Below are 19,943 nucleotides of genomic sequence, written 5' to 3' on the forward strand. Positions count from 1 at the left end.
AGGAGGAAATGAACAATGAAGAAAAATTGGGGCGACCAAGCGATGATGATTTTTATTTACCTCTTCTTGATAACGCTTGCATTCTTGACGTTTTATCCCTTCTGGAATTCGCTGGTGATTTCCTTTAATTCTGGACGTGACACGGTGACTGGTGGGATCACGTTTTGGCCAAGAGAATTCACGTTGGAAAACTATCAGATCGTCTTTCAAGATCAGCGCTTGATGAATGCCTTTTTCATCAGTGTCTTACGGACAGTGATCGGGACGTTTTCATCGATCATGCTGACAGCGATGGCAGCATATGGAATGTCAAAAAGAGAACTGATGGGGCGAAAATTTATTACGATTTTTTTCATCCTCACGATGTTCTTCAGCGGCGGCTTGATTCCAACCTTTTTAGTGGTACGTTCACTTGGACTGATGGATTCTTTTTGGGTAATGATCATTCCTGGTCTGATCAGTGTTTGGAATATGATCATCTTCCGTACGTTCTTTCAGCAACTGCCGAAAGGATTGGAGGATTCAGCGAAAATTGATGGTTGTGGGTATTGGGGCACGTTTTTCCGAATCATTTTGCCGTTATCAGGTCCAGTCATTGCCACTTTGTCGCTATTTACCGCCGTTGGGCATTGGAATGATTGGTTTATGCCAAGCATCTACATTACTTCAGATCATCTCATTCCCTTGCAGACCTTTTTGCAGCGAGTCTTGAATTCGAATACGGTGAGTTCGCAAATGAGTCAAATCGATTCTGGCTCAGCAGCACGTTTGGCGGAAATGACTGGTGTCACTGGCAAGTCCTTATCAATGGCAATTATGATGGTGGCGACTTTGCCGATTGTAATGGTTTATCCGTTTGTCCAAAAGTATTTTGTAAAAGGTGTATTGATTGGTTCGTTGAAAGATTAGCAGAGCAGGAGGAACTCTCTTGATTAGAGGGGAGAAGGAACGAAACGTTGAAAGGGGATAAAAGAATGAAAGCAAAGGTATTAAAAAGCGTGCTGTCAGTGACTGCGATGAGTCTCTTACTGGCTGCTTGCGGCAGTGAGTCAGGGACAAAAGAAAGTGATGGGGCGGCAGCGAATGACCGTGACAGTTCGGAGGTCTTTGAATTAGGTAGTGAACCGTTGGAGATCACGATGTTTGGTAATTATGATTGGTACACGATGGATCGTTGGGGAGATGATCCAGCAACTGCTGCTATCAAAGAACTGACCAAGGTAGATATTCGCGCAATCGATGGTGGCGGGAATGCAGCACAGCGGCTAAGCACAATGATCGCTGGCGATGATCTACCTGATTTTATTTGGCTTGATCGAGGGTCGGATGTGGAACGGCTGCGAGAAGCGGGTGCCTTAGTGCCATTTGATGATTACTTGGATAAGTATCCAAACTTGAAAGAATGGGCGGGAGAAGACATCCTGAACATGCTTCGTTCAGAAGACGGCAAACTTTATCAGTTTCCCAACTGGTATAGCTCGGAGCCTTTCGGGAATGCCGGTTATGTCGTCAATAAAGAGATCCATGATGCTTTAGGGGCGCCAGAATTGAAAACAACAGAGGATCTTTATGAGTATTTGAAAGAAGTTCAAACAGAGTTTCCTGATGTCATTCCATTTGAAACAGATGTCAGCGGACAAGGGATCAATGTCTTGTACTCCGCATTTGCAGAAGGGCGTTCACCCGCAGATATCCGCATTCGCGCTGTTCCTGAAGGCGACGTATTGACCTCGATCTTTGCCAATGAAAACTACGTAGAATCGATTGAATATGCGTCAAGACTGTACCGTGAGCGCTTGATGACCCAAGATACCTTGACCCAAGATGCAGATATGGTGGCAGAAAAAGTAACCAGTGGTCGTGTAGCTGTCTATGCGGCTGCCAGCCCGTCCAACTATGCTCGCGATGCCCATTACATCTTGCAAGAACAAAATCCAGATGCGGGGTATTTCTATATCGAGCCGATTGCAAAACCAGGACTAGATCCTGACAATATTTTCCCAGGTTCCTATGAAATGCTAGGGTGGAATGTCAGTGTCATTACTAGAAATGCAGAAGACCCAGAAAAAGTCTTTGCCTTCTTAGACTGGTTGACAGGACCGTTGGGCCAATCGATCTTGATGTTTGGTCCAGAAGGCCAGTATTGGGATGGCTTTGACGAAGAAGGCTATACGCAATTTACGGATGCCTATGCAGAAGACAGTGCAGGCGTTTCGGAGATTGAGCAAGCAACATCAAGTTTCCAATGGAACGGCAACTCCGCCTTTTTAGACAATACCAAAACAAAATTTGAGTTAAATCTTCCAGAAGATCAAATGAACTGGGCAACGAAATGGCAGCATGCCATCACTTGGGACACGCAAAAAGACGACACGGAATTTGCGGCGATCAACCCGATGCCAGACTCACCAGAAGGAATTATTCAGCAACGGATCAACGATATTTTTGAAGAAGCCAATGCTTCAGCGATCTTTGCTGACAGCGATGAAGAAGTGCGTGACATCTTTGCTGAGGCGGAAGCCCAAGCACAAGCAGCGGGCTATCAAGAGTTGCTGGATTATCAAACAGAGAAATGGCAGCAAAATCTACAAAACTTAGCCCGCTAGAGGGTAAATCAGCTGATTAGAGAAAGGAGGCGGACTGATGGGAAATGAACGATGGTATCGTTGGTATGGTGCCAGTCAAGCGATAGCTAGTATGTTGCTTTTGAATGGCTACTGGTTACTGTTCGATCTGCCCGTTCTATTGCTAGCTTTGGGGCTGATTTTCCCCAGCTCTCCTCGTCAGTTTCTTTTCTCTTTGGTTGGTTTGATCATTAGTTTTCCTAGCATTCTTTTGCCAGCGACCTTTGCTTTATTTGGGGTCATGCGGCGCTGGTTGTACTATCAAGAACCACGACAGGCCATCGGAGGGACCTTTTGGCGGCTCTATCGGGAAAATTATCGGCGCAGTTTTGCCGCAGGCCTCTTTTTCGGTAGTCTCGCTTTGCTGCTGTTAGGCTCTTATCGCCAAATCGATTCCTTTCAGCTGCCCTTATTGGCTGTCGGTTATTTGTTTTTAAGTATCATTTTACTCGTGTGGCTGCTGTATTTTATCTGCGACAGTGTGCATTTGGCGGCACCCATGCGGCTCGCCTTGATCAAAAGCTTTTTCATCATCTTTTGGGCACCGTTGCAGACACTGATGTTGCTAGGGCTGTTGAGTGGCCTCGCTTTACTGCTCGTCTTGATCCATCCCTTACTCGCGGGATTGATCGTAGGGGGACTAGGTAGCCAATGTGCCTGTTACAGTTATTTGAGAATCATCCAAAAGGCGCAAGCAAAAGCTGCACCAGCTGACGAGTAATCTATGTAACACTGATTAGAAAAAAATCTGAAAACTATCCTTAATGGGTAGTTTTTTTCATTGGCGAAAAGTGCTAAAGTTAGAAGCAAGACAAGCCTGAAAGGAGCGAGTATGGAACGATGACAATGTACCCAAAAACAATACAGCTCATTCAAGAAAAAATGCCGACCGTTTTCCCAGGAGCGGTGCTGCGTTTTATCGCTGGTGAAACCCAAGAGACCCATGTATTCGGACAGGCAGCGCTTCTTCCGAAAACCGAACCTATGACGAAAGATCATTTGTTTGATTTAGCCTCATTGACGAAAGTCGTTTGTACAACGAGTGTTCTGTTAAAATTGTGGGATCAAGGAAAAATCGAGATGGAGGCGCCGCTTACTCGTTGGCTGCCAGCGTTTAAAGACGATCGGGTAACGATCAAGCACTTGCTGACGCATACGGCAGCCATCAACACGTGGATTCCTCATCGAGACCAGTTGGATGCTGCTGCCTTGCGCGAGGCGTATTTGCAGCTTGAAAGCAGTGATACGATCGGTCAAACGGTCAACTATACGGATACTGGGACGATTTTGCTGGGCTTTTTATTGGAGGAGCTGTATCAAAAACCAGTGACCGAGATTTTTCAAGAAGAAGTCTTGACGCCTTTAGGCATGAAGAACAGCGGCTTTCCGCCTTTTCCTCCCTCACAGCTGCCAATGATCGTGCCTACCCAGCAGCAGCCAGACGGCAGCATCCTTAGAGGAATCACCCACGATCCTAAGGCACGGGTGTTGGGAAACCATGCCGGCAACGCAGGGTTGTTTTCTACCGTGGATGACTTGACGCTTTTCGTTCAACTGTTACTGGTAAATGGTCAGCAGCAAGGAGCGCCGTTTTTCTCAGAAAAAGTCATGCAGGCGCTGGCTCAGCGGCAGACGCCTGAAAGCACAAAGCCTCGCACCTATGGTTGGGACTTGTTAGGTGCACCGTATCAATTATTTCATACAGGCTATACAGGCACGTTTCTCGCAGTAGATATCCCTAACAAAAAAGCGTTTATTTTCTTATCGAATCGGGTCCATCCAGTGGATCATCGAGAAAGCTATTTGGGTCATCGTGACGAAATCCTGCAATGTTACTTAAAAGAAACTGCCGAATAAGCGGATTCATGCTATAATATGCACGAACAACTAGAGAGGGGAACAATTATGGAACCATTGTTTATGAAACCTGTTTTTCAAGAAAAAATTTGGGGCGGCAGTCGCCTGCATTCTGTTTTTGGTTTTGATTTACCGAGCGACAAGATCGGTGAAGATTGGGCGATCAGTGCGCATCCTCATGGGGTGAGCGTCATTGAAAATGGGCCGTTTAAAGGCAAAACATTGGCGGATCTTTGGCAAGACCATCAAGAACTATTTGGTCATTCAGACGAACCAGTCTTTCCATTATTAATTAAAATTTTAGACGCAGAAGATGATCTATCCGTTCAAGTCCATCCTGATGACACGTATGGGTTAGCCCATGAAGGGGAATTAGGGAAAACGGAATGCTGGTACATCATTGATGCCGAACCAGGTGCGGAAATTATTTATGGCCACCATGCACAAACCAAAGAAGAACTTGCGGAAATGATCGAAGCGGGTCGTTGGGATGATTTGTTAACAAAAGTCCCTGTGAAAAAAGGCGATTTCTTCTATGTGCCAAGTGGAACGATCCATGCCATTGGAAAAGGGATCATGATCTTGGAAACCCAACAGAGTTCGGATACGACTTATCGGGTGTACGACTATGATCGTACCGATGATCAAGGACAAACTCGGGAGCTGCATATCCAACAATCGATCGATGTGACGACGATTCCTGCACGGACGCCAGAATTATCGATCCGTGAGGTCAAACAAGGACAATCAGCAGTCGTTACCTATCTTGAAACGCCATTTTTCAATGTGTATGAGTGGGAAGTACGTGGAAAATTATCGTTGGCACAAAAGGCCGATTATACCTTGATGACCGTGATCGATGGGTATGGGCATTTGATGATCGACGGTCATTCCTATGAACTAAAAATGGGCACGAGCTGCATTTTGCCAAACCCGATCAAGAAATGGGAATTGGTTGGTGAATTGACTGTCATTGCCTCTGAACCTGGAAAAAAATAAAACGATCAGTAAGTGACGTGAGCCGCACAAGCAAAACAGCACACGTTCCTGATTTTTCGTAAGGCTGAACTCGTTCAGCTGCCTGTCATCATTGGCGATTTTTCCGCATTTGACTGACAGGTTTTTTCGTATGGACACTCACGATAGACGTCTGAGGAAGATTTGTTATAATGGCAGTAATGAAGGATAGGTGAAAAGAATGGTTTACTTAGATCATGCAGCAACGACACCGCTGCATCCAGAAGTGATCAAAGTGATGAGTGAAACGATGCAGACATTTTTTGGCAATCCATCAAGCATTCATCATTATGGTCGAGACGCCCACACCCAATTAGAATTGGCTCGTCAAGCGATCGCTCAGCAGCTAGGAGTCAAAGAACATGAGATCATTTTTAATAGTGGTGGTACCGAAAGTGATAATACAGCAATCATCGGTACAGCCCTTAGCAAACAAGCACATGGCAAACATATCATTACGACCCAGATCGAACATCCGGCGGTCATTGAGAGTATGCGCTATTTAGAAGGCTTAGGCTTTGAGGTGACCTATTTGCCCGTAGATCAAAAGGGGCAATTGGCCGTCAGTGAAGTTGAGGCTGCCTTACGTCCCGATACGATTTTAGTATCCATAATGACGGCAAACAATGAAACGGGCAATTTGCTGCCGATTGCAGAAATTGGGGCCCTTTTACGGGAGCATCCCGCCGTGTTTCATACCGATGCCGTGCAAGCTTATGGCAAGATCCCGCTTGAAATCAATGAAAACAGTATTGATCTTCTAAGCATTTCTGCTCACAAAATCAACGGACCAAAAGGGATCGGCTTTTTGTATAAACGAGATGGCTTGTCGCTGCCTGCGCTACTCCATGGCGGCGAGCAAGAAGAAAAACGGCGAGCAGGGACGGAAAACTTAGCAGCCATCATGGGAATGGCCAAAGCAGCTTCTTTGCATACCCCCGAAGCGCAGCAAGCAGCGGCGGAACAATATCAAACGTTTGCCGATGTACTGATGGAGACCTTAGCAGCACAAGGCGTCGATGTTCAGTTGAATGGTGATCCAGCACACAAATTGCCGCATATTTTGAATCTGCGTTTCCCAGGTGTCAGCAGTGACTTGCTGCTGATGAAATTGGACTTAAAAGGGGCTGCGATCTCGACAGGCAGCGCTTGTACGGCGGGCAATGTGGAGCCCTCCCATGTGCTCGAAGCGATGGTGGGCAAAGAGCATCCAGCTATTCGGGAATCGGTCAGAGTCAGCTTTGGCTATGGCAACACATTGGCGGAAATCGAAGCATTTGCTCTGCTATTAGCAGAAACTGTCTTAGCAACGAAAAAGTAGGAGAACAGCTAGCAATCTCGCTGAAAACTATTTATAATGAAAGAAATGATGTTAAAGAGGTGAAGAACATGGCATTTGAAACAACAGCAACCGTTTTAGGCGCAGCAACCCAATACCGCATTGCTCCTGAAGCAAAAAAATATACGTTGCGGGACAATGGCTTTACAGAAACGAACGGCGGCAACTTCCAATTGATTCGCGGCCTTGAAGCAACACCCCAAAGCAAAGAAGGCTTTAAATTAAAAATCACTGTTGCAAAAGATCTGCAAACCTTCAAGATGTCCATCACGACAGCCAATGGGTTAAAAGCAGTCAACATTTTCAAAGATGAACAGCACAAAATGCTGCAAGAAAAATTTTACTTTTTAATGGATGGTTTTATCAGCCGCGGGTTGTTTGTCAAAGCGTAAGCTTTTGCCAAAAGCAGCTATATCATTCAAAGGGCAAGAAGTGTGTCACTCCGCCAAGCAGGCATGGGATTGATACACTTCTTTTGTATCTTTGGCGGTTTCTTTTTATACTATAGAAAACAAACCCTAGGTGTTCGCAGGAACAGGATGAGTTAAGACGAGAAAGAGGGAATCAAGATGAAACGAACCTTAAACAAGCAATCAGTGCTAGCCGTCGGCATGGGGACTTGGCATATGGGGGATGACCCAGCCAAGGAAAAAGCCGAGATCGATGCGTTGCAAGCGGGCATCAAAGCTGGAGCGGCTGTCATCGATACCGCAGAAATGTACGGCGAGGGAAACGCAGAAACGCTAGTTGGCAAGGCGATCCAGCCCTTTACACGAGGGGATCTTTATTTGATTTCAAAAGTCTATCCCTGGAATGCCTCCGCAGATGAATTGCCGAAAGCTTTAGACCGCAGCTTAGCGCGTTTAGGCACCGACTATCTTGATCTGTATCTGCTCCACTGGCGAGGAGATGTGCCGTTAGCAGAAACAGTTGACGCACTAGAAGCTGCCAAAGCCTCTGGAAAAATTCGCGCATGGGGCGTCTCTAATTTTGACGTGGCAGATATGGAGGAGCTGTTGCGGTTAGAAAACGGCGATCAATGTGCCACCAACCAAGTACTCTATAATTTAGGTGCCCGGGGGATCGAATACGATCTTTTGCCTTGGCAGGCAGAGGCTGAGATTCCTGTGATTGCCTACTCACCCATTGCTCAAGGCGATCGGCTAGGGCACCACTTCAAAAATGATGAAGTGTTGAAAGAGCTGGCAGAAGCCAAAGGCTGCACGATCTTTCAGCTGCTTTTGGCATGGACCCTTCGACAACCCCACGTCTTAGCGATCCCCCAAACCAGTGACTCGCTGCATATGCTGCAGAACATTGAAGCTTGCAAAATCGTTTTTTCCCAAAGCGAATTGGCAGCAATCGATGCGCGGTTTCCTGCACCGACGAAAAAGCAGCCGCTAGCGATGATTTAAAGACGCTGATCACAGAAAAAGCACCAAGGTAAGGAGCGACTATGAAATTTTTTACGTCTGATACCCACTATTTTCATGCAGCCTTGCTCGGGGACAATGACTTTGCCCCACGCCCCTTTGAGACAGTGACGCAAATGCATGAAACGATGATCGCCAGCTGGAATGAGGTCGTTGCGGATAAAGATGTCGTCTATCATTTAGGGGATGTCGCGATGCACCCTGATTACGAAGCGGGCTTTCCAGAAATTGCTGCGCTGTTAGCACAGCTGCAGGGCAAAATCGTTTTTATCAAAGGCAATCATGATACCCGAGCTTTCTTTGCGTACTTGCGCAAGCATGATCCTGGTTGTTTGGGAGCCGAAAAGTATGCGTTTGAAGATGTCGGTGTCTTGCTGAAGTTTGCTCATCAGCAATTTATACTGACCCATTATCCTATGCTGCTGGGGATCACCAAAAACAGCCGTAATCTGCATGGGCATATTCATCATCACAGTGTACCGATCGCTGAGAATCTCAACGTAGGAGTCGATGCACCAGAATTGGCGTTTCTGCCACAGCCGCGTCCTTTTGGTCGACCAGTTTCCGAAAATGAACTGGCGGTGTTGTATCATGCAAAACAACAAGAACTTACTAAGCTGGCTCGTTAACAGATAACAAAAAAAGCAAGCGTCCAAACAGATTTGGGCGGCTTGCTTTTTTTGTGATGACTTTGACAGCAAGCTTTGATTAAGGAAATTTTTTTGATAAAAATAAACTTTATATGTAAAAAATAATCGATTCCAAGAGTTATTATTTGATGGATATTTAAGAAATGTGTATGCTTTAAGTAGAAAGCAGTAAAGGAGGTTGCCAATGCGTAAGATTTCTAAAGTGATTTTTATCATCGGATTGCTTTTACTCTTACTTGTCTTTTATTTTGGGATCATCGCCAATCAGCAAGCGGCTTCATTGCCTGTTTACTTGATTCCTTTGGATGAATATCCTTGGGTCGGATCTTCCATGAGTATGCTGCTCTTTTGGTTATCTGTTGGCTTTGCCATTTTTACCGTGATCGCGCTCTTTGTCGTTTTGTTTTATCCAAAACGTTCGGACCGCTTGATCATTTCCCATAAGACAGGCGATTTAGTGATTCAGAAGAAGGCGTTAGAGCATTTTGTGCTTGAACGGGTGAAACAAGCAGATTTCATCCATCAGCCATCCGTAAAAATCAAAATCGTCAAGAATAAAGTATCCGTAAAAATCGATGGAGAAATGAAACAAACAGCAGCCATCCCGCAAAAACAAGAAGCATTGGTTGGTGAGATCAGCAGCAGTCTGCAGCAGCTTTTCGGTATCGAAAGCAATATCCAAACGGAAGTTGTCTTAAAAGATACGCAAGAAACGCCAGCAGCCCATGACCAGCCGCGTGTAGTTTAGGAGGAACAGGTATGAGTGAATGGTTCTACCACTATAAGATCCCGCTTATCTTTGCAGGTTTCGGTTTGATCCTAGCGATCCTGTTTCTAACGATCGGCTTTTTGAAAACCATACTGCTGGTGCTGTTTACGGCACTAGGTATGTATCTGGGATTTTATCTCAAAGAAGTCGGATTCTTTGAACAATTTCAAAGACCGCGCCGTTAACTTTGGTAACATTATTAGTTTAATTTATATCAAGATTATAGTAGGAGGAATGTACGATGGAAAACCAAACAAAACCAACAACAGGTGTTAAAGGAGAATTAACTTACGAAGATAAAGTGATTCAAAAAATCGTAGGCATTGCATTAGAATCTGTAGACGGACTCTTAACAGTCGATGGCGGTTTCTTCTCAAATATTGCAGGTAAATTAGTCAACACCGATGATGTGACTTCAGGGATCAACGTTGAAGTTGGGAAAAAACAAGTGGCAGTCGATCTTGATATCGTTGCAGAATACGGTAGCGACATGACCACGATCTACGACCAAATCAAAGAGGTTGTTTCAACACAAGTCAACAAAATGACGAATTTAGACGTCATCGAAGTAAACGTGAACGTAGCAGATGTCAAAACACGTGAACAATTCGAAAAAGACTCTGAAACAGTTCAAGACAAAGTAAGCAGTGCGGCAGAAACAACTGGCGACTTTGCGTCAAAACAAACACGTAAAGCCAAAGGTGCCTTCAACCGAACAACGACGCGTATTCAAGAAAACAACGAACCACGCGTTCAATAATAGTAAGATAAGCAAAAGACTAGCTTCGGCTAGTCTTTTTTTGTCGCAAAACTGGCGTGTTTTTGCAGTTTCAGCCGATCAGAACATCAAAGCCAAAAGCTCCAATAATGGATTCCTTCTGCTTGAAAGACATCGTTAGGATAGCTTTTCTCATAATGGGCTTTTTCGAGGGAATCATTAGGATCGAATACTTGAACATTTCCTTCTTTGTTCAAAGCCAATACCATGATATGTCCTGAGGTCGTAAAGGTTCCTGCTTGAACCGAGACCACAACGGGGATGCCTTGTGTCATTTTCTCATAGGCAGCCGCAAAGGAACTTCCTAAATCGGCAAATTGGTAACCAAAAGCTTCGGCAAACTGAGGAAAGATTTGCCAACTCGTTCCTTGTTTGGGAAGATAAAATTGATCGCCAGCCCACTTTAATAGTTTGTCAGGATTCGACGGATGATCCGTCCAAAAAGAATCGATCATCGCTAAAGAAGCAATAGCGCACCCGTTTGCTGCAAACGTATTTTGCGTTTCTCCATATCCATATGTGTCATTGCCCCAGCGTTGATCGGCTTGTACAATCAACGGCACTTGCTGCGTGTCTGCCATCGCTTGTTGAATCGCTTGATTGGCTTGGTGAGTGAACTCTTTTGAGACAAGCGCTGTCTGATCAAACGCAGCATCCCTGACCTGATCAATCACGTAATGAATGACAAAAATACCACCGATGAGAAAAAGTAGTAGCGCAAGGCTTTTTCTTTTCTTTCCGTCGTTTCTCCTAGTTTTCGATATCCCTGTGTGTGATCTCATGAAATGCCCCTCCTCGTAAAGTAGTATCTAAGAGAAGTATAGTCTTTTTCTGATAGCGGCATTTCTACATTTCCTGAAGAATTCCATACGATTTTATGACAAACGACCGTTTAAAAGGTAAAATGCGGCTTCTTAGCATTCGCTTATCTAGTTGTCTTTGAACAATGGGAGTCGTTTGGACGGCTATCGATAAGATACACAAAAAGCAGCGCTTCTTCTATTGGTCTGAATGGGGGGAAGAACGGACAGCGGGTATCCTCCAGATGACTTTTCTAAAAAAGGAATTTATAAGAAAAGACAGCAAACAGTGAACTTTTTTGTGTTTTGTTGTATAATGCAAATTACTGAAAAGTTGCGACCTTCAAATCGTAGATGATTTCAGAATCTATAATTGAAATGATGGTGAAACGATCATGTCTAACGAAAACACCCGTGTGGTGGTTGGAATGAGTGGCGGGGTAGACTCGTCAGTAACAGCACTTTTGCTGAAAGAACAAGGGTATGATGTTGTCGGGATCTTTATGAAAAATTGGGATGATACCGATGAAAACGGTGTTTGTACCGCAACAGAAGACTACAAAGACGTAGCCAAAGTGGCTGCGCAAATCGGGATTCCTTATTATTCAGTGAATTTCGAAAAAGAATATTGGGACCGTGTATTTGAATATTTTCTTGCAGAATACCGTGCCGGACGGACGCCAAATCCAGATGTCATGTGTAACAAGGAAATCAAGTTCAAAGCCTTTTTGGATTATGCGATGGATCTTGGTGCCGATTATGTAGCAACTGGCCATTATGCGCAAGTGACCGTTGATGAAAACGGCGTGACTCATATGTTGCGAGGCGTGGATAACAACAAAGATCAAACGTATTTCTTAAGCCAATTGTCACAAGAACAATTGAGCAAAACCATGTTCCCACTAGGCGGCATGGAAAAATCAGAAGTACGAGCGATCGCTGAACGGGCAGGTCTAGCAACAGCTAAGAAAAAAGATTCCACGGGTGTCTGCTTTATCGGAGAAAAGAATTTCAAACAATTTTTGAGTAATTACTTGCCAGCGAAAAAAGGCAATATGGTTACATTAGATGGCGAAGTCAAAGGACAACACGATGGCTTGATGTACTACACCATCGGACAACGTCAAGGCTTAGGCATTGGCGGCGGTGGTGCCACTCAAGAACCATGGTTTGTAGTAGGCAAAGACTTGGCGACCAACACTTTGTATGTGGGGCAAGGATTCCATCACCCCGCATTGTATGCAGATCGCTTGGAAGCAAGCCAAATCCACTTTACTACAGAACAAGACCGCGGAACGGAATTTTCATGCACAGCAAAATTCCGCTACCGTCAACAAGATGTACCGGTAACGGTGCGTCTATTAGATGGAGATCGAGCAGAAGTGATTTTTGACGAACCAGTACGCGCCATCACTCCTGGACAAGCAGTCGTTTTTTATGACGGGATGGAATGCTTGGGCGGCGGTTTGATCGATGCAGCCTACAAAGAAGCCAAAGAATTACAATATGTTTAACCACTAACACAATCAGCCCTAGCTAAGAACACTGAACCAATCAGTTGCACTTAGCTAGGGCTTTTTATAAATCAATTCGAAAATCCGATTAGAGCGAGCGCTTTCCATTTTAAAAAAATAGTCAAATTATGCTATAATTTAGATAGAAAATGAATGTTTTTGATGTATTGGCATTTTTAAAAGAAAGGAGGGAGGAGCATGAATCGTACAAAAGCCAATCTCATGAAATCGGGGTTTGTCGTTAGTATCGTAGGGGTGGTGATGCTTCATCAGACTCAGGTCATTTCAAGTCAAATCAACCATCTTGCCTTAGCCGTACTATGGGGTTTAGCCGGGTATTTGATTGTTTTTAAAAAGTTCTACTTTTTGTCCTCTCAGATTGCGGGGCATTCCGATCAGTATAATCAAGCAGAAGTCAAGTGGGGCAAAATTGCGGGAGTTGTCGCCTTCTTTATTGCTCTGATCAATTTGATTTTAGTCTTTGTGTGAGTGTGGCGGAAAAAAAAGCCGCCAAAAGAAATCTTTGACGGAAACTGGGTTGCTTGGCTCATGATCGATCATCAAATTCGGCTTGGTGTGCTTGAAAAAAGCGGTAATACTGCTGGACACTAGCTAACTGGGTCCACTTCCGAACATCGACGGGCGTTTGATCCAAATCATAGATTTTGGCTTCCTTTAAAGATAAAACGAAAGGACTATGGGTAGCAATAATGAATTGACACTGTTCATAGCGGACAAAATCTTCCAGTAACTGCACCAGTTCCAACTGACGCTCAGCAGAAAGAGAATTTTCTGGTTCATCTAATAAGTAAAGGCTGTTGGGACGAATCTTTTCTTGAAAGAAGCGAAAGGCACTTTCACCATTGGAATATTCTCGGACATTGTCGATCAAGTGCTTGCGGGTGAATTTGGACTGTGTGTTGGATCGTGCAAGATTGATTTTCTTCAATTTATGGTAGTCGTCAAAACCTGTGAAACGAAAGTCCGCATACTTTGCTTGGTAGTATTCTTGGAATACTTCTTCTCGGCGATGATCGATCCCTTGATTCAAGTTTCGAATAGCCAGCATGTAATCAAAGACATCATCGCTGGTCAAAAGTACTTTTTCTTGCGGTTCGTCGATGCTGCCAGTAGTACAGTAGGCTAAGTAGTCCTCGAAAAAATTCGAGCGATTATACGCAGCAAAGCGCTGCGCGTGGATCTTTTCGGCAATCACGTTCAATGCGGTGGTTTTGCCAGAACCATTGCCGCCATATAAAATCGTGACCGGTTCAAAATCGATCTGCTGAAAAAGGCGGGCACTGAGAATCTGAAAAGGGTAGTAAGAATCATAAACGGTTCGTTTGATGGAAAGGAAAAAATCAAACTCGGTCTCTTGATCGGGAAAAGTGATTTGTTCGAGATACATGGGGCACCTCCTGGCAATTTCGTGGTTGTCATTATTGTAGCATATCCATCGCAGTCAAATTTTTTTTACGAGGTTAAAATAAATCTTGTTTGATATTTTTTTAATCTTTTGATGTTATATTCACAACAGGAAACATCTGTGCTAGACTATAGGGGCATAGAAATGATGTAATCTTAAACAACCGATAAATCGTACAAAAAAACGAGGGTTTAATGAATTTTTAAAGCAATGTTTAAATGCTGAAACTTATTCCTTGCAAGTTTAAGTAAAAGTGACTAATATGAGGAAGGAATCGTGAAAGGAGCAATGGAATGTATCAAGTAGTAGTCATGTATGGGGACAATGAACCGTGGTGGTTTTTTGAGGGATGGCAGTCAGATATTCAAGAGGCGTTCACATTTGCAACTTTCAGCGAGGCGCAGTCATTTTATGAACAAAAATGGCAAGAAATCAGAGAAGAGTATTCGTACATAAATGCAAAATCAAACTTTATGACGGCTTTTTGGAATGAAGAAGACGAACGCTGGTGCGAAGAATGCGACGATTACCTCCAACAATATATTGGACTGGCATTGCTTAAAGAATATCAGCAAGTCGTCGATGAAAGCAGGAAAGATTTTTATGAAACAACTAATTCTAGCGGAAAAGCCAAGCGTTGCCAAAGACCTCAGCAAAGTTTTGGGCTGTGAGCAAAAACATAAAAATTATTACGAAGGACCCAAGGCGATCGTTACTTGGGCCCTTGGTCATTTATTGGGCTTGAAAATGCCTGAAGATTTAAACAAAGACTGGGCATCATGGCAGATGGAAACGTTACCGATGATCCCTAAGTCCATCGGGATCAAGCCGTTACCAAAAACCGGTCATCAACTAAAAGCCATCAAACAACTGGCTCAAAGAAAAGATGTCGGGGAAGTCGTGATCGCCACCGATGCGGGAAGAGAAGGGGAGCTAGTCGCTCGCTGGATTTTGGAGTGGGTTCGTTTTGACAAACCAGTCAAACGTTTGTGGATTTCTTCGCAAACCCCTAAAGCCATCAGAGAAGGCTTTGCAAAATTGCAGTCAGCCAAGCACTACGATAATCTTTACTACTCCGCCCTTGCGCGGGCAAAAGCCGACTGGCTGGTAGGGTTGAATGTCACCCGGGCATTGACGGTCAAATATCAAGACAATCTTAGTGCGGGTCGGGTCCAAACCCCTACCTTAGCTTTGGTGCGCAGTCAGGAAATGCAGATCGAGAGTTTCCGTCCGCAAACCTATCACGTGATTACCCTAAACGTAGGCGATGCCAAGGCCCGCCTGCAGCAAAAAAATCCCTATCAACTAAAAGAACGCAGCGACGCCGAAGCATTGGTCAAGCAAATGAGTCAACAAAATGGTCGCGTGACAGCGATCGAAGAGAAGGTCAAAACAGAAAGCGCGCCATTGCCTTATGATTTGACCGAGATCCAACGAGAAGCCAATCAGCGTTATGGGTTTTCAGCCAAGAAGACCTTGTCGCTTGTTCAAAGCTTGTATGAAACCCATAAAATCGTCACTTACCCAAGGACGGATTCCAAGTATTTGACCAATGATATGAAGGCAACCATGAAGGAACGCCTGCAGGCAGTTGCGGATTTTGCCCCAGAAGTCAAAGGATACTTGAAAAATGGCGGACAAGTGGTGCAGCAAGCTGTCTTCAATGATAAAAAAGTTACCGATCACCATGCCCTATTGCCAACGGAACAGCGGGCACGTTATGAAAAATTAACTACCGATGAACAACGGATCTATCAAATGATCGTTAGTCGTTTCTTAATGCTCTTTGCGAAACCCCATAAAAAGCAGCAGCAGAAAGTGACCGTGACCTTTGGTTCAGAAACCTTTGTATTCAACCGCAATACCGTGTTAGAAGCGGGATGGAAAACGACTTCTGAAGAAGAAACCAGTAATGTGGCTTGGCAAAAAGGCAGTACCGTCAAGCCTGAGTTTACCATCCAGAAAGAGTTGACTACACCACCGAAACCGTTGAATGAAGGAACTCTTTTAGGCAAAATGGAAAAACACAGTCTTGGTACGCCGGCAACCCGTGCGGAGATCATTGAAAAGCTGATCAAATCTGAGCTGATGGAGCGGACCCCAAGCGGCTTGCAAGTATCGCCAAAAGGCAAGCAGCTGTTAGTCTTAGTCAATCCATCTTTGGTGACACCAGAATTGACGGAAAAATGGGAGAAGGAACTGGAAGCCATTGCGAAAGGCACCTATTCTGCCCAAACCTTCCTCGCACAAATCGAAGCAGACACAAAACAACTGGTCAAAGAAATCAAGCAAAGCGAAAGCAAGTACCAAGATTTCTCATTGACCCAAAAACGTTGTCCCGAATGCGGCGAACCCTTGCGGGAGAAAAATACCCGTGATGGCAAGATCTATGTTTGCTCCAGTGGCACCTGCAAGTACCGTCGTCGGAAAGACCCGAAAGTTTCAAACCGACGCTGCCCGCAATGCCACCGAAAGATGGAGATCATTGAAGGCAAAAACGGCGCCTATTTCCGCTGTAAATTCGATGGGACCACCGAAAAAATGGCGGATAAAAAAGAGCGCGGCAAAAAGCTGTCGAAACACGAAGAACGCCGCTTGATGAATAAAATCAATCAAGAAGAACCGCAAGAAAGCCCATTAGCAGCTGCTTTAAAAGCTGCTATGGAGAAGAAATAACTGCATGAAGTAGAAAATGAAAAAGAGTGAGGACGATTTTGCTGTCCCTCACTCTTTTTTTTTGCATCCCTTCACTCATCTAGGCATTTTTTTGACGGTATTCTTTCGGTGAGATTTTTTCTTTCTTCTTGAACAAAAAGGAAAAATAATTTGGGTCATTGTAGCCAACATCAAAGGCGATCTCAGATAGCCGCAGATTGGTCGTTAACAGCAGTTCCTTAGCTAAGGTCAACCGTTGCTCGGTCAAGTATTCGATAAACGTAGAATCAGTGGCTTGCGAGAAGATGGTGCTGAAATGTGCTGGACTCAAATGAACTTTTTCAGCAACTACATTTAAGGAAATATTGGGATCAGAAAAGTGCTCACTGATAAAGGTTTTGGCTTGATTGATGACGCTTTGATATTTCGCCATTGCAGGATTGATTGGTTGTTTGGTTAATAATGGCAACAGTTCTGCCAGAGTCGTTTGATAGTTCTCTGGCTCATGGGTCAATGCCGCTAGATAGTCTAAGTCATGGGCGTGCTGAATGATCTGGGGCAGCGAATGACTGTCTTTTTTCTTCAACAATGCCAACAGTTCGACTAAGACGAACAAACGGTACATTTGTGTTCGCTCAACGGTTCCTTGAGGCGCCATCAATTCAGCGATCAGCTCAGGGATCGTCTGATTCCCAGCATTTGCCAGCCGTGAAGCAAGGTCGGTTTTGAAGGGATTGGTGGGGGACAGTTCCCCTTCGCGAATGTCGTCTTCATAGCTGATGATTTTTTCCTTGCGGATGCTACCATAGGTTTTTAGCATATCACGAGCTTTCTGATAAGAAAGAGAGATACCCGAGAAGCGATCTGCTACCGGTCCGATCGCCACTGCTACTTCTTCCCCAGAACCATGAACGAGGCTTTGAGCGATCTGATAGGCTTTTTCTAAAACTTGTTCTCGGTCATGGTCAAAAAGCAAAAACTTGATGAAGCGGCTAGACACACTGGAGAACAAGACGGCATCATCTTGTTCATAGGCTTTGGTCAGCTGCTGGCTAAAGCGAGTGTAGTCAGAAAAGCTTTGATTGAAGGGGGTTTTTGCTAACAGCACACAAAACTGTTTGCCTGAAAAGCGCCGGCCCAGTTCTTCTGCTTGCAAAAAGGCTTCTGAGATCGTGATCTTTTGTTTAAAGAGGTGATTCAGAAAGTGATTTTTTTTGATTTCCATTTCGAATAAATCGTCTTCTTTGGATAATTGCTGATGAGTGGCTTGTTGTTCATCTAAGTGTTGAACGACGGTTTTGATGGCTTGTTCTAATTCTTCGTTTTTGATGGGCTTGAGCAAGTAATCGTCTGCTTGCAGCTGCAGTGCCGTTTTTGCATAGTCAAAATCATCAAAGCCGCTAACGAAAATAATGCGAACTTGCGGCAATAATTTCTTGGCTTCTTTCGCAAAGACCAAGCCGTCCATAAACGGCATTTTGATATCACTGATAATAATATCAGGACGCAGATCAAGGATCGAAGCCAGCGCCAATTCGCCATCTGCTGCTTCATCGCTATAAACGATCGGGTATTGTTTGGCGAGAGTCATGATTTGGTGGCGCAAACTATCGCGAATCAGATGTTCATCTTCAACTATGAACACTTTGTACATGGTTGGGTTCCTCCCTTTTTGGTACTGTGACGTTAATCGTGGTACCTTCTTGGTATTGACTGTGGATCGTCAGTTGCGCTTCGCTGCCGTAGTTCAGCTGGAGACGGCGATAGACGTTATATAGGCCATAGCCGCTCTCAGAGGCGGGATCAGTGGTTTCTTTAAGGTTACGACGAATCTCCTGCAAACGCTCAGGGTCGATCCCAACACCGTTGTCACTGATGGTCATTTGAATCTGCTGAGGCAATTCTGACACTGTGATTCGAATCATGCCGACACGACGGACAAACTTGGTGCCATGATATACGGCGTTTTCAACAAGGGGCTGCAGGACCATTTTCAAAACCTGTAGTTCTGGACTGACAGTTTGATCTTCAATGGTGTAAGACAGCATCCTGCCATAGCGGATCTGCAAAATCTTCAAGTAATCGTCCACATGCCGCAATTCTTTTTCCAGCGGAATCCAGTCTTGCCCTTTGCTTAAGGAGATGCGGAAAAAATCTGACAGCGCATAAGTCATTTCGGTTGCTTGCTCGTAACGGGCAGCTTCAATCAAAGAAACGATCGCATCTAAACTATTATAGATGAAATGTGGAGTGATCTGGGCTTGTAAGACCCGCACCTCACTTTGGGCTAAGTGATACTGCTTCAAGGCATTTTCTTCCAAGAGCCGAGTCAAGTCATCTGCCATTCGATTCAAGCTACTCGTCAGAGTCCGCAGCTCTGGGGTTTCGGGCAGTTCTGCTCGGTAGCTCAAATGTCCTTGGGATAGTTCATTGGAAAGGTCTAACAACCGATCCAGCGGGTATTGCAGATTGTCACGAACAAAGCGGCGGTTTTTATTGATGATCGCAAAGATGATCAAAAGCAACACGACCTGAAAAAGGATCAGCAGCAACACGGATTGGACCAATTCGTGATTGGTTTGGCTGGCTAAGCTGATCTCTACCCCGACAAACTGCTGCAAAATATCGGATAGCAAATCGATCACCGAATCCACTTGGATCATGACGTATTGGTTTTGTTCCACCGGTTCATCGTTGAGAATATTATCGATCAACTGTTGCTGATAGGTTTCTAAAGAATCGAGCGTCCGAAAGGCGACTGCTAAAATATTGAGCTCTTTGGCAGTGCTGGTATTTTCTTGAATGTGCTGCAGATCGCTCCTTAGTTCATCGATCACATTGGTTTCTTGGACTTGTGCGACGGTTTTTTGACCAAAGACTAAATCCCACATTTCTTCCAAGACAATGGCATCGACTTTTTCCGATAATTGATTGGCTTCTTCAATATTGTTGATGGTGTTTTGGTAAATAAAAATCTGCCGCGAGTAAAAGACACTGCTTACTACGAGGGGGATAAAGGCGACGAGGATCATCAGTTTGTTGGTCTGCTGGAAGATGCCCTTGATACTTTTTGTTTTCATC

20 protein-coding genes are annotated in these 19,943 nt (G+C 44.6%); 16 read left to right on the forward strand and 4 right to left on the reverse strand.

All coding sequences use genetic code 11. The features are described from left to right. Positions 1 to 15 precede the first annotated feature (15 nt). From IGI69_RS01985 to IGI69_RS02040, 12 genes are all read left to right on the forward strand, one after another. Positions 16 to 909, forward strand: a complete 894-nt coding sequence (locus tag IGI69_RS01985; protein ID WP_005227226.1) for a carbohydrate ABC transporter permease — start codon at positions 16 to 18, stop codon at positions 907 to 909. Positions 910 to 974: 65 nt separating this feature from the next. Then, complete coding sequence (locus IGI69_RS01990; protein ID WP_438739526.1) at positions 975 to 2,606, forward strand: extracellular solute-binding protein; 1,632 nt, start codon at positions 975 to 977, stop codon at positions 2,604 to 2,606. Between the two features lie 37 nt (positions 2,607 to 2,643). After that, a complete protein-coding gene (locus IGI69_RS01995) occupies positions 2,644 to 3,345 on the forward strand; it encodes a DUF624 domain-containing protein (protein WP_438739528.1) in 702 nt (233 codons plus the stop codon). A gap of 119 nt (positions 3,346 to 3,464) precedes the next feature. Then, positions 3,465 to 4,481 (forward strand): serine hydrolase domain-containing protein, encoded by a 1,017-nt coding sequence (locus IGI69_RS02000; RefSeq protein ID WP_438739530.1) that lies wholly within the window; start codon positions 3,465 to 3,467, stop codon positions 4,479 to 4,481. Positions 4,482 to 4,526: 45 nt separating this feature from the next. Next, a complete protein-coding gene (gene manA / locus IGI69_RS02005) occupies positions 4,527 to 5,480 on the forward strand; it encodes a mannose-6-phosphate isomerase, class I (RefSeq protein ID WP_170920124.1) in 954 nt (317 codons plus the stop codon). Between the two features lie 199 nt (positions 5,481 to 5,679). Next, positions 5,680 to 6,819 carry a cysteine desulfurase family protein gene (locus IGI69_RS02010; RefSeq protein WP_438739531.1) on the forward strand — a complete coding sequence of 380 codons (1,140 nt, stop codon included), beginning with the start codon at positions 5,680 to 5,682 and terminating at the stop codon, positions 6,817 to 6,819. A 68-nt stretch (positions 6,820 to 6,887) separates the two neighbouring features. Then, on the forward strand, positions 6,888 to 7,229 hold the full coding sequence (locus IGI69_RS02015; protein WP_005232263.1) for a DUF1831 domain-containing protein: 342 nt from the start codon (positions 6,888 to 6,890) through the stop codon (positions 7,227 to 7,229). Positions 7,230 to 7,406: 177 nt separating this feature from the next. Further along, positions 7,407 to 8,252, forward strand: a complete 846-nt coding sequence (locus IGI69_RS02020; RefSeq protein WP_438739533.1) for an aldo/keto reductase — start codon at positions 7,407 to 7,409, stop codon at positions 8,250 to 8,252. 41 nt (positions 8,253 to 8,293) lie between these two features. Beyond that, the gene (locus IGI69_RS02025) at positions 8,294 to 8,899 is read left to right on the forward strand and encodes a metallophosphoesterase (protein ID WP_005227234.1); all 606 of its coding nucleotides are present in this window, start codon (positions 8,294 to 8,296) and stop codon (positions 8,897 to 8,899) included. 205 nt (positions 8,900 to 9,104) lie between these two features. Beyond that, on the forward strand, positions 9,105 to 9,668 hold the full coding sequence (amaP, locus tag IGI69_RS02030; protein ID WP_060792382.1) for an alkaline shock response membrane anchor protein AmaP: 564 nt from the start codon (positions 9,105 to 9,107) through the stop codon (positions 9,666 to 9,668). Positions 9,669 to 9,679: 11 nt separating this feature from the next. Then, a complete protein-coding gene (locus tag IGI69_RS02035) occupies positions 9,680 to 9,874 on the forward strand; it encodes a DUF2273 domain-containing protein (protein ID WP_005227236.1) in 195 nt (64 codons plus the stop codon). Positions 9,875 to 9,930: 56 nt separating this feature from the next. Then, complete coding sequence (locus IGI69_RS02040) at positions 9,931 to 10,449, forward strand: Asp23/Gls24 family envelope stress response protein (RefSeq protein ID WP_005227237.1); 519 nt, start codon at positions 9,931 to 9,933, stop codon at positions 10,447 to 10,449. An 86-nt stretch (positions 10,450 to 10,535) separates the two neighbouring features. On the opposite strand, the gene IGI69_RS02045 is transcribed toward IGI69_RS02040, so the two are convergent. After that, positions 10,536 to 11,249, reverse strand: a complete 714-nt coding sequence (locus IGI69_RS02045; protein WP_438739535.1) for a C39 family peptidase — start codon at positions 11,247 to 11,249, stop codon at positions 10,536 to 10,538. Between the two features lie 413 nt (positions 11,250 to 11,662). Here IGI69_RS02045 and mnmA point away from each other — a divergent pair, with 413 nt between their 5' ends. Together mnmA and IGI69_RS02055 are read left to right on the forward strand one after the other, a co-directional pair. Further along, positions 11,663 to 12,781 carry a tRNA 2-thiouridine(34) synthase MnmA gene (gene mnmA / locus IGI69_RS02050; RefSeq protein ID WP_026008140.1) on the forward strand — a complete coding sequence of 373 codons (1,119 nt, stop codon included), beginning with the start codon at positions 11,663 to 11,665 and terminating at the stop codon, positions 12,779 to 12,781. A 198-nt stretch (positions 12,782 to 12,979) separates the two neighbouring features. Then, the gene (locus IGI69_RS02055; protein ID WP_142973132.1) at positions 12,980 to 13,270 is read left to right on the forward strand and encodes a hypothetical protein; all 291 of its coding nucleotides are present in this window, start codon (positions 12,980 to 12,982) and stop codon (positions 13,268 to 13,270) included. 58 nt (positions 13,271 to 13,328) lie between these two features. Here the strand turns inward: IGI69_RS02055 and IGI69_RS02060 are convergent, their stop codons facing one another. Next, entirely contained in the window at positions 13,329 to 14,189 is an 861-nt protein-coding gene (locus tag IGI69_RS02060) for an AAA family ATPase (RefSeq protein ID WP_438739538.1), read from the reverse strand. A 311-nt stretch (positions 14,190 to 14,500) separates the two neighbouring features. Between IGI69_RS02060 and IGI69_RS02065 the strand changes: the two genes are divergently transcribed. Both IGI69_RS02065 and IGI69_RS02070 read left to right on the forward strand, forming a co-directional pair. Then, on the forward strand, positions 14,501 to 14,878 hold the full coding sequence (locus IGI69_RS02065) for a DUF1033 family protein (RefSeq protein WP_005227251.1): 378 nt from the start codon (positions 14,501 to 14,503) through the stop codon (positions 14,876 to 14,878). Next, complete coding sequence (locus IGI69_RS02070; RefSeq protein WP_438739540.1) at positions 14,811 to 16,883, forward strand: DNA topoisomerase III; 2,073 nt, start codon at positions 14,811 to 14,813, stop codon at positions 16,881 to 16,883. Before IGI69_RS02065 ends, IGI69_RS02070 begins: the two co-directional genes overlap by 68 nt. 79 nt (positions 16,884 to 16,962) lie before the next feature. On the opposite strand, the gene IGI69_RS02075 is transcribed toward IGI69_RS02070, so the two are convergent. Next, positions 16,963 to 18,516, reverse strand: coding sequence for a response regulator (locus IGI69_RS02075; RefSeq protein ID WP_438739542.1), 1,554 nt, complete (start codon positions 18,514 to 18,516; stop codon positions 16,963 to 16,965). After that, the gene (locus IGI69_RS02080; RefSeq protein ID WP_208788472.1) at positions 18,494 to 19,942 is read right to left on the reverse strand and encodes a sensor histidine kinase; all 1,449 of its coding nucleotides are present in this window, start codon (positions 19,940 to 19,942) and stop codon (positions 18,494 to 18,496) included. The genes IGI69_RS02075 and IGI69_RS02080 overlap by 23 nt, the downstream gene beginning before the upstream one ends. Position 19,943: the final 1 nt, after the last annotated feature.

The organism is Enterococcus sp. DIV1083b, assembly GCF_051713705.1.
Classification (GTDB): domain Bacteria; phylum Bacillota; class Bacilli; order Lactobacillales; family Enterococcaceae; genus Enterococcus_D; species Enterococcus_D casseliflavus.

Excerpts from the sequence above, each read along its gene's own strand:
- IGI69_RS02010 (WP_438739531.1), top strand. The coding sequence starts at position 5,680 with ATGGTTTACTTAGATCATGCAGCAACGACACCGCTGCATCCAGAAGTG.
- IGI69_RS02060 (WP_438739538.1), bottom strand. The coding sequence starts at position 14,189 with ATGTATCTCGAACAAATCACTTTTCCCGATCAAGAGACCGAGTTTGAT.
- IGI69_RS02065 (WP_005227251.1), top strand. The coding sequence starts at position 14,501 with ATGTATCAAGTAGTAGTCATGTATGGGGACAATGAACCGTGGTGGTTT.
- IGI69_RS02020 (WP_438739533.1), top strand. The coding sequence starts at position 7,407 with ATGAAACGAACCTTAAACAAGCAATCAGTGCTAGCCGTCGGCATGGGG.
- amaP (WP_060792382.1), top strand. The coding sequence starts at position 9,105 with ATGCGTAAGATTTCTAAAGTGATTTTTATCATCGGATTGCTTTTACTC.
- IGI69_RS01990 (WP_438739526.1), top strand. The coding sequence starts at position 975 with ATGAAAGCAAAGGTATTAAAAAGCGTGCTGTCAGTGACTGCGATGAGT.
- IGI69_RS02045 (WP_438739535.1), bottom strand. The coding sequence starts at position 11,249 with ATGAGATCACACACAGGGATATCGAAAACTAGGAGAAACGACGGAAAG.
- IGI69_RS02000 (WP_438739530.1), top strand. The coding sequence starts at position 3,465 with ATGACAATGTACCCAAAAACAATACAGCTCATTCAAGAAAAAATGCCG.
- mnmA (WP_026008140.1), top strand. The coding sequence starts at position 11,663 with ATGTCTAACGAAAACACCCGTGTGGTGGTTGGAATGAGTGGCGGGGTA.
- IGI69_RS02025 (WP_005227234.1), top strand. The coding sequence starts at position 8,294 with ATGAAATTTTTTACGTCTGATACCCACTATTTTCATGCAGCCTTGCTC.
- IGI69_RS02035 (WP_005227236.1), top strand. The coding sequence starts at position 9,680 with ATGAGTGAATGGTTCTACCACTATAAGATCCCGCTTATCTTTGCAGGT.
- IGI69_RS02040 (WP_005227237.1), top strand. The coding sequence starts at position 9,931 with ATGGAAAACCAAACAAAACCAACAACAGGTGTTAAAGGAGAATTAACT.
- IGI69_RS02080 (WP_208788472.1), bottom strand. The coding sequence starts at position 19,942 with ATGAAAACAAAAAGTATCAAGGGCATCTTCCAGCAGACCAACAAACTG.
- IGI69_RS01995 (WP_438739528.1), top strand. The coding sequence starts at position 2,644 with ATGGGAAATGAACGATGGTATCGTTGGTATGGTGCCAGTCAAGCGATA.
- IGI69_RS02015 (WP_005232263.1), top strand. The coding sequence starts at position 6,888 with ATGGCATTTGAAACAACAGCAACCGTTTTAGGCGCAGCAACCCAATAC.
- IGI69_RS02055 (WP_142973132.1), top strand. The coding sequence starts at position 12,980 with ATGAATCGTACAAAAGCCAATCTCATGAAATCGGGGTTTGTCGTTAGT.
- IGI69_RS01985 (WP_005227226.1), top strand. The coding sequence starts at position 16 with ATGAAGAAAAATTGGGGCGACCAAGCGATGATGATTTTTATTTACCTC.
- IGI69_RS02075 (WP_438739542.1), bottom strand. The coding sequence starts at position 18,516 with ATGTACAAAGTGTTCATAGTTGAAGATGAACATCTGATTCGCGATAGT.
- IGI69_RS02070 (WP_438739540.1), top strand. The coding sequence starts at position 14,811 with ATGAAACAACTAATTCTAGCGGAAAAGCCAAGCGTTGCCAAAGACCTC.